Origin of the sequence: Collinsella sp. TF07-1 (genome assembly GCF_003437235.1) — a bacterium.
Lineage (GTDB): Bacteria > Actinomycetota > Coriobacteriia > Coriobacteriales > Coriobacteriaceae > Collinsella.
Window position 1 is genome coordinate 47,625 of sequence record NZ_QSRV01000016.1, and the last position, 7,927, is coordinate 55,551.

Below are 7,927 nucleotides of genomic sequence, written 5' to 3' on the forward strand. Positions count from 1 at the left end.
CCCTTGGCGCATCGTCGTCCAAGAGGCCCGCAAACAGTTCGCGTCAACCGATTGCCGCGCCGCCGCGTTCGGCCAAGGCAAGAATCGGCATCATTTGACAAGGTGTCTTTGCTGCAAGATCGGCATGTTCGAGCAGCTTGCGATCGTTGGTCACCAAGTAATCGACCTGCGCGCGCTTGCACGCGGCGAGCACCAAGTTGTCCTCGTAATCGCGATGGAGTGCTAAGAATTTGTCGGCCAGCCAAAGGTCCGACGCATCCGCACCCACGGCCGTGGCGTTTTCGGTCATGTTCCGAACAAACGCCAACGCCGCATCGCCAATTGCACGGGCAGATGCCTCGTCGAGCGCTCCCCCGCTGGCAAGAACGCTACGCTTCAGTTCGTGCTGGACAACGTACAGCACGTCCTTGGCGATATGCACCGGAAAGAACAGCAACGCCCCCATCTCCGTCGCCTGCCCAATAAACGCACGCGCGGCAAGCGACTCGGCATGGTCGGCGCAAAACGAATCAACCCATACGTTGGCATCCAAATGCAAAAGACCTGCGCCCGGACGACACCGATGCCGTCTGGGCGCAGGCCAGATAACGTGGGCGAACACGTCTGCTAACGCAGGTAAGCCTTCGCGTTGCTCAGGCTGTAGGCAATCGTCGAGCCGTTGTGCAGCAGTGACGACGTCTGCGGGGTAATCGCGCCGGTAATACCCAATGCCAACAGCGCCGAGTTGGTGAGCATCACCTTAGAGTAGGAGCTCGTCAGACGATCAATGAGGCCCTGGCTCATGCGGCGCAAACGCACGATCGCGGCCAGATCCGTGTCGGTCAGGATGATATCGGCGACCTCCTTGGCGATGTCGCTTCCGCCACCCATTGCCAGCCCCACGTCGGCCAAACCGAGTGCCGGCGAATCGTTGACGCCGTCGCCCACCATGGCAACGTGGCGCCCCTCACCCTTAATGCGCTCCACATAGGCGTACTTGTCCTCGGGCAGCAGCTCGGCCTTAAACTCGTCGACACCCGCCTCGCGCGCAATGCGCTCGGCCGTGCGCTCCGAATCGCCCGTGAGCATAACGACATGCTTGACGCCCAGCGCATGTAGGTCGGCGATGGCCTCACGGACCCCGGCCTTGAGCGGATCCTCGATGCCGAGCACGCCGACGACCTTGCCGTCGACCGCCAGATACAGCGGCGACAGGCCTTGCATCTGGAGCTCGATTTGCTCCTTGATGTCGGACTCGAGCTGCGCACCCTCGTCCTCAAATACAAAGTGCGCCGAACCGATAATGGCGCGACGCCCCTCGATGGACGAAGCGATGCCGTGCGCCACGATGTACTCGACCGCGGCATGGCGCTCGCGGTGCTCGAGCCCGCGCTCGAGGGCGGCGTTGACCACGGCACGCGCCACCGGATGCGGGAAATGCTCCTCCAAGCAAGCGGAAAGGCGCAGGACCTCGTCCTTGCTCCAGCCATCTGTCGTCAGCACGCAAGCCAGGCGCGGCTGCGCCTCAGTAAGCGTGCCGGTCTTATCAAACACGATGGTGTCAGCCTTGGCAAACGACTCAAAGTACTTCGCGCCCTTGACCATGACGCCCATCTTGGCGGCATCGCTCATGGCGGTCATGACGGCGACGGAACCCGTGAGCTTGAGTGCGCACGAGTAGTCGACCATCAGCGCCGCCGAGGTCTTGATAAGGCTGCGCGTGGTGAGCGCAACCAGGCCCGCGAGCAGGAAGTTCCACGGGACGATCTTGTTGGCGAGGTCCTCCATATGCGACTGGCCCTCGGACTTGAGCGAGTCGGCCGTCTGCACGAGCGAGACGATCGAGCGCAGTTTGGTCTGCGCCGTGTTGGCGCGCACGCGCACCAAGATGCTGCCGTCTTCCACGACGGTACCGGCGAACACGTCGTCGCCCACGCTGCGCTCAACGGCCAGCGGCTCGCCGGTCAGGGTCGCCTGGTTGACCATAGCGCTCCCCTGCTCGACGACACCGTCGATGCAAATGGACATGCCAGTGCGCACGGCCACCAAGTCGCCGGGCTCAAGCTCGGTGGCGGCAACACTTACCTCGGTATCGCCGACGACCTTTTGCGCCTTGTCGGGTACATCGAGCAGCGAGTTGATGAGCTCGTTTTCGCTCATGGCGCGGGTGTAGTCCTCGAGCAGCTCGCCCACGTTGAGCAGGAACATTGTCTGGCCCGCGGTGTCGACATCACGCTTGACGAACGAAATGCCGATGGCCGAAGCGTCGAGCACGGGAACGGTCAGGCGCGGCTGCGCCAGCTCATGAAGGGCAGCGCGCAAAAATGCCATGTAACCGGCCACGACAAACACCGCACGCAGAGGCGTCGGCAAGAACCAGCGGCGCGCGTAGTGGGCGCCGACGAGTGTCGCCAGGTCCATAACGAGTTTGTGCTTGCGCGGCTCAAGCTGCATCACATAGCCCGACTTGGCATCGGCGATAGCTTGAGCATCGAGTGCGCCCAAGGCGTCGAGCACGCTCGCGCGACGTGGCTCGTCGTATTCGAGCGCCATCTGGCCAATACGGCCATATACGCGCACCTTGTGCACGCCGTCGATATCGCCGCTGAGCTTAAGAAGTGCATCGAGATCGCTCTCTGGCACAGGACCCGCCAATTGAAGACGGGTCCTGCCGGGGATCTCGCTGATAATCGAGAATCTCATAGTTTGTGCCTGGGAGCGTTACTCGGCTGCCTCGTCAGCAGCGGCCTCGCTCTGGGTGATGTAGGCCGCCTCGGCAACCATGTCGTCGACATTAGCCTTGGCCTGCTCGACCATGTCCTGGTAGCCGTTCTTGATGCGCATGCCGCACGCGATACCCTGCACGCAGGCGTTCTTTACCGGAGCGCTGGTGAGCAGCTTGATGCCAGCCGTACCAAGCAGAAAACCGCCACCAACAAGCAGGGTGTTGAACGTGGACTTCTTCATGATGTCTCTCCCTTTTGCCGCATTGGACGCGGCATGGTGCCTCAGCACCCGAGTAAACAAGTTTGCTCGAGCACGCTTTTGAAATATCTCAATTTTATCTAACTATCTAGGTCAGCCATGGCTAACCTTTTGAAAATTAACGATGCGGAGTAACCGATTGTCAATGTGACAAAGAGACTGTCCCTTTGCCCCTTCTTACAACTGCCAGGTAGCTGCTTCCTTTTGCAGCGCCACCATGCGGGCGAATTCTCCACCTGCCGCCTTGAGCTGCGCCGGAGTGCCCTGCTCGGCAACCACACCATCCTTGAGTACAACGATTTTGTCGGCATTTTCCACCGTACGCATACGGTGGGCAATAACGATAACCGTCTTACCTGCAAGCAGACGGGAGAGCGCCTGCTGAACCACGGTCTCGTTCTCCACATCCAAGCTCGCCGTCGCCTCGTCCAACAGCACGATAGGCGCGTCTTTGAGCAGCGCACGGGCGATAGAGATGCGCTGGCGCTCACCGCCGGACAGCTTGGAGCCGTTCTCGCCGATCATGGTGTCATAGCCCTGCGGCATGCGGCTCACAAACTCGTCGCAGTTGGCGGCACGCGCGGCAGCAAGCACTTCCTCATCGGTGGCATCGCGACGACCAAGACGGATGTTTCCCATCACCGTGTCGTCAAAGAGCAGCACGTCTTGGAACACAATGGCGTAGTCGCGCAGCAACACCTCGGGATCCACGCTCGCAACATCCACGCCGCCCACGGTGACCGTGCCTTCGGTGGCGTCCCAAAAGCGCGCGGCCAGGCGGCTCACCGTGGACTTACCGGAGCCCGAAGGACCGACCAGTGCCGTGACCTCGCCTTCCTTGGCGGTAAAGCTCACATCGGTAAGAACTTTCTCGCCGGCGCGGCCGTCCTCGCCCGCACCATAGCCAAATGCCACATGATCGAACACCACATCGTGGCCTACGGGCTCAAACTGCTCGCTGCCCCGCGCCACGGGCTCTTCCATGATGGAACGCATGCGCTTGGCCGACGACTCGGCGGCAAACAGCTCGGACATCAGCATCAGCGCCTGATCAAAGGGCGCATAGATGCGGCTCACCATAAGCAGGAAGGCAAACATCATCAAAAAGTCGACCTGGCCGGAGGCGACCATCGCAGCGCCCGTGACCAACGTGGTGGCAATCCCCAGGCGCAGGATGGCAAAGGCGGAGTTGACCAAAAGCCCATTGGCGAGCTCGCCTCTGGTGGTCTCGCGCTCCTCGGCATCGATCACGGCGTTGAGCCCCTCAAGATAATGAGCCTCCTGGTTGGTGGCGCGGATCTCGCGCACGCAGTCAAGCGTCTCCTGGATCGCCTCGGTAACCTTGACCTTCTCGGCGCGCACATGGTCGAACACCGGGGTCATGGGGCCGCGTGTCAGATACAGCACGGCAAAGGCCACGGGCACGCTCCAAAACGCCGCGATCGCCAGCTGCCAGCAAAAGAACAGCGACGCCACGAACACAATGGCGCTTGCGATGATGGCACCCCAAAGCTCTCCCAGCACGTGGCTGTAGGCGTGCTCCATGGCCTGGACGTCGCCCATGATGGTCTCGGTTAAATCGGCCAGATCACGACGGCCAAAAAACGACAGCGGCAGCTTGCGCAAGCGCTCGGCAATCTCCATACGCTGCTTGCCGCACTCCTCGTAAAAGATGCAGTAGGTGTAGTAATACTGCTGCCAGTTAGAGGCAAAGAGCAACACGAAAAAGACCAGGAGGCCGCCCACAATCGGCAGGGCATCCGGCAGGTCGGCACCGGTGGCGAGATGTTCGACAAAACCGGCCATGACCAGGAACAATAAGCCCATGCCGGCCATGGTAATGAGATTGGTGAGCGCGGTCCAGAAAATGCCGCGTTTTACGCCGGCGACGCCTTTATCGGATAGGAAATACTTCTTTTGGAATGAGGCGAACATTTAGGCCTCGCCCCCCTTCGTGACGGCGGCATCCGCGGCAGCAGTGATCTTCCAGCTCGCGGCCTGTTCGTATTCGGCCCACATCTTGGCATACAGACCCTCTTGGGACAGCGACTCGGCATGGGTGCCAGTCTCCTGCACGCTACCTTGGTTGAGCACCACGATCTTGTCGGCCCCCACCACGGTCGAAAGCCGGTGCGCGATCATAATGACTGTGCGACCCGCCGCCAGTTTGCTAAAGGCACGCTGGATGAGCGCCTCGTTCTCGGGGTCGGCAAACGCTGTGGCCTCATCGAGCACCACGATGGGCGCGTCCTTAAGGATTGCGCGGGCGAGTGCCACGCGCTGGACCTCGCCGCCCGAAAGGTACGCCCCGCCGGCGCCGAGCATGGTGTCGATGCCCTGCGGGAGCTTGGCCACGATATCGTCGCACTGGGCCGCGGAGAGGGCCGCGCGCACTTCGTCGTCAGTAGCTGTAGGCTTGGAGGCACGCACGTTATCGGCAAGTGTTTGCCGGAACAGCTGGTTGGTCTGAAACACAAAGGCGACCTGGTCCATAAGCTCGTGCGGATCCATGTCGCGAACGTCTACACCGCCTACGAGCACACGACCTGCGGAAACATCCCAAAAACGCGGGATCAGACTGGCACAGGTTGACTTACCGCCGCCAGAGGGACCCACCAACGCGAGGGTGCTACCTGCAGAAACGCTAAAGCTCACATGGTTGACGGCAGGTGCCTCGGCACCCTCGTAGGTAAAGCTCACGTCCTCAAATCGCACGTCGCCGCCGGCGGGGTGCTTGGGCTGGGCAGGCACGGAGAGCTGCTTGGAATCCATGACGCTTCGAATGCGAGCCAGCGAATCGGCACTCATCTGAGAGGCCTCGCCCACAAACATGAGCTTGGTCATGGCCGTTGGTACCACGGCCGAAAATATCGCGTAAAACGTGAAGTTGGCCATAAAATGCGCGAAGTCCGTCTCGCCCGGCGCCAACAGCAACGCCACGGGCAACAGGAATGTCACAAGACCATTGAGCGCGGTAAGGTTGAGCACCTGCGGGCCTCGGCAGAACGTGCCCGCATAGTTTTGCGCCATGTCGGCGTATTCGGCGATCGCGTCGTGGAACGCCTTAAAGGAGTAGACCGTCTGCTGGAACACCTTGACCACGGGGATGCCGCGCACGTATTCGGTGCCGGTCTTGTTCATCTTGACCAGCGCGCCCATGTAGGCCTTCATAAACTCGGCGCCCTTGCCGCTCATCATGGTGGCCATGGCGCAAAACGAAACGGCCACCGAAATGAGGCATGCCGCGCCCAAGCGCCAATCGAGGGCGAAAAGCAGCACGAGCAAGCCCACGACCATGGCGGCGGCGCCTGCGATATCGGGCAGCATGTGTGCGAGCAAAGTCTCTGTGGAAGCGGCGCATCCGTCTACGATACGGCGCAGCTCACCGGTGGCGTGTGTGTTAAAGTAGCCAAGCGGCAGCTTAAGCAGGTGCTCGCTCGTAGTCTTGCGAATATTGGACGCGCAGCGAAACGCAGACAGGTGCGTGCACATGAGCCCCACGAAATAGACCACGATGCTTGCCAGCGCAAACCCCACGGCCCACCAGCCATACGTCGCGATGCCGCAGGCTTCGCTCCAGTTAGGTGCCACGGCGATCAGATCGCGCGCGACAAGCCAAATGCACACGTACGGGCCAAAGCTCAGCAGCTGCGAGAGCGCCGAGAGGGCCATGCCCAAATATGTTAGGGATTTACGGTCGCCGGCATATGCAAGCAGCTCGCCGATACCGCCGCCTTCCTTTTTTGATCCCTTTGCCATGAGATTCCTTTCTAACGGCTTGAGAGTTAACCGTAATGAACTTATCATTGATGTGTTAGCCATGGCTCACAATCGAGCCAGGCGTGGACGTTTCTGCAAAGGAAAGGGACGCTTTTGCAAATACGGCGGGCAGCGACCGACATAACCGAGCTCTATGCACCGCAGTTTGAGCAGTTTGGCCTGGAGCTTACCGGCAAGGGCGCCGTCTTTACCGGCGAGGTGGCAAACGATCGGGCGCACGGACGCGCATGGATCATGCCCCTCTCCCCTGCCTGCATCGTCATGGAGCATTACATTACCCCGACGCACGATATGTACCTGGCCGAATACACACCCGAACCGTACGCGTGCGTGAGCGAGGTCAGCGCGCCCACGCTCATGTGCATGCCCGAAGCCGGCATAACGCCTGCGAACCTTAAACCCCTGCATGGACCGTGGCCGAACAGCGCGGTGTGCAGCTTTATCCAAGATAGCTGCGGCGAGGAGCTAAGTCCGCTGTTTGCAGGGCAGCTTTATCACTCGCGCTCGGTGCTCTTTTTGCCCGGGTATTTTGACGAGCTGGAGCATCGGTATCCCACTGAGTTCGCAGGAGTCTTTGAAGCGTTTGCCGAGTCGTGGCACGAGGAGGCGACGTCTGCCATCTGCCACACGCTGCGCCGGATTAACGAGGACCGCGCCCGCACCGTAGGCGGACACGTCTATATGCAAGGCATCGTGGAGACCATGGTCGCGGAGCTCGCCTGTTCGCGCGCGGCCCACAAGCAGGCGCGGCGGGCGGCAGACACACGCGCCAGCATAACCATTGCCGAGGAAGCGACGGCGATGATTGAGTGCGCGCTCGACAAAGGCAAGCGTGTGGGTGTCAACGAAGTGGCCGAGAGGCTCTACACAAGCCGCTCCAAACTATGCGCCACCTTTAAGGCCCAAACTGGCGAGTCCCTGGGCGCCTACATCCGCAGACGCCGTATGGAGCGAGCACAGGACCTTTTGGCCGACAGCTCGCTAACGATAGCGCAGGTTGCAGAGCGTCTAGGCTACCCTCAGCAGGCCGCCTTCGCCCAAGCCTTCAAGCAACACACCGGCACCACCCCCACCGCCTGGCGCTCCCAACATATATAAAGAATGAAGGCGCCAACGGCGCCCTCATTCGCCAAATTCCATTCAGCCCCGCCTGACCCGAACGGCCGAGTCGTTACGGAACCGA

At 61.0% G+C, this 7,927-nt stretch carries 6 protein-coding genes; 1 reads left to right on the forward strand and 5 read right to left on the reverse strand.

Features of this window, described 5'->3' with window-relative positions; translation table 11 throughout:
• Positions 1-43: 43 nt before the first annotated feature.
• The 5 genes from DXC67_RS07255 to DXC67_RS07275 form a co-directional block, all read right to left on the reverse strand.
• Entirely contained in the window at positions 44-532 is a 489-nt protein-coding gene (locus DXC67_RS07255; RefSeq protein WP_158551315.1) for a PIN domain-containing protein, read from the reverse strand.
• 74 nt (positions 533-606) lie between these two features.
• On the reverse strand, positions 607-2,622 hold the full coding sequence (locus tag DXC67_RS07260; RefSeq protein ID WP_233503199.1) for a heavy metal translocating P-type ATPase: 2,016 nt from the start codon (positions 2,620-2,622) through the stop codon (positions 607-609).
• A 78-nt stretch (positions 2,623-2,700) separates the two neighbouring features.
• Positions 2,701-2,946: a DUF6110 family protein gene (locus tag DXC67_RS07265; RefSeq protein ID WP_055250999.1), complete on the reverse strand. Its 246-nt coding sequence runs from the start codon at positions 2,944-2,946 to the stop codon at positions 2,701-2,703.
• A gap of 195 nt (positions 2,947-3,141) precedes the next feature.
• Positions 3,142-4,899: an ABC transporter ATP-binding protein gene (locus DXC67_RS07270; protein WP_117637898.1), complete on the reverse strand. Its 1,758-nt coding sequence runs from the start codon at positions 4,897-4,899 to the stop codon at positions 3,142-3,144.
• Positions 4,900-6,723, reverse strand: a complete 1,824-nt coding sequence (locus DXC67_RS07275; RefSeq protein WP_199410673.1) for an ABC transporter ATP-binding protein — start codon at positions 6,721-6,723, stop codon at positions 4,900-4,902. It abuts the gene before it with no gap.
• Positions 6,724-6,837: 114 nt separating this feature from the next.
• Between DXC67_RS07275 and DXC67_RS07280 the strand changes: the two genes are divergently transcribed.
• Complete coding sequence (locus DXC67_RS07280; RefSeq protein WP_117637899.1) at positions 6,838-7,842, forward strand: AraC family transcriptional regulator; 1,005 nt, start codon at positions 6,838-6,840, stop codon at positions 7,840-7,842.
• Positions 7,843-7,927 lie beyond the last annotated feature (85 nt).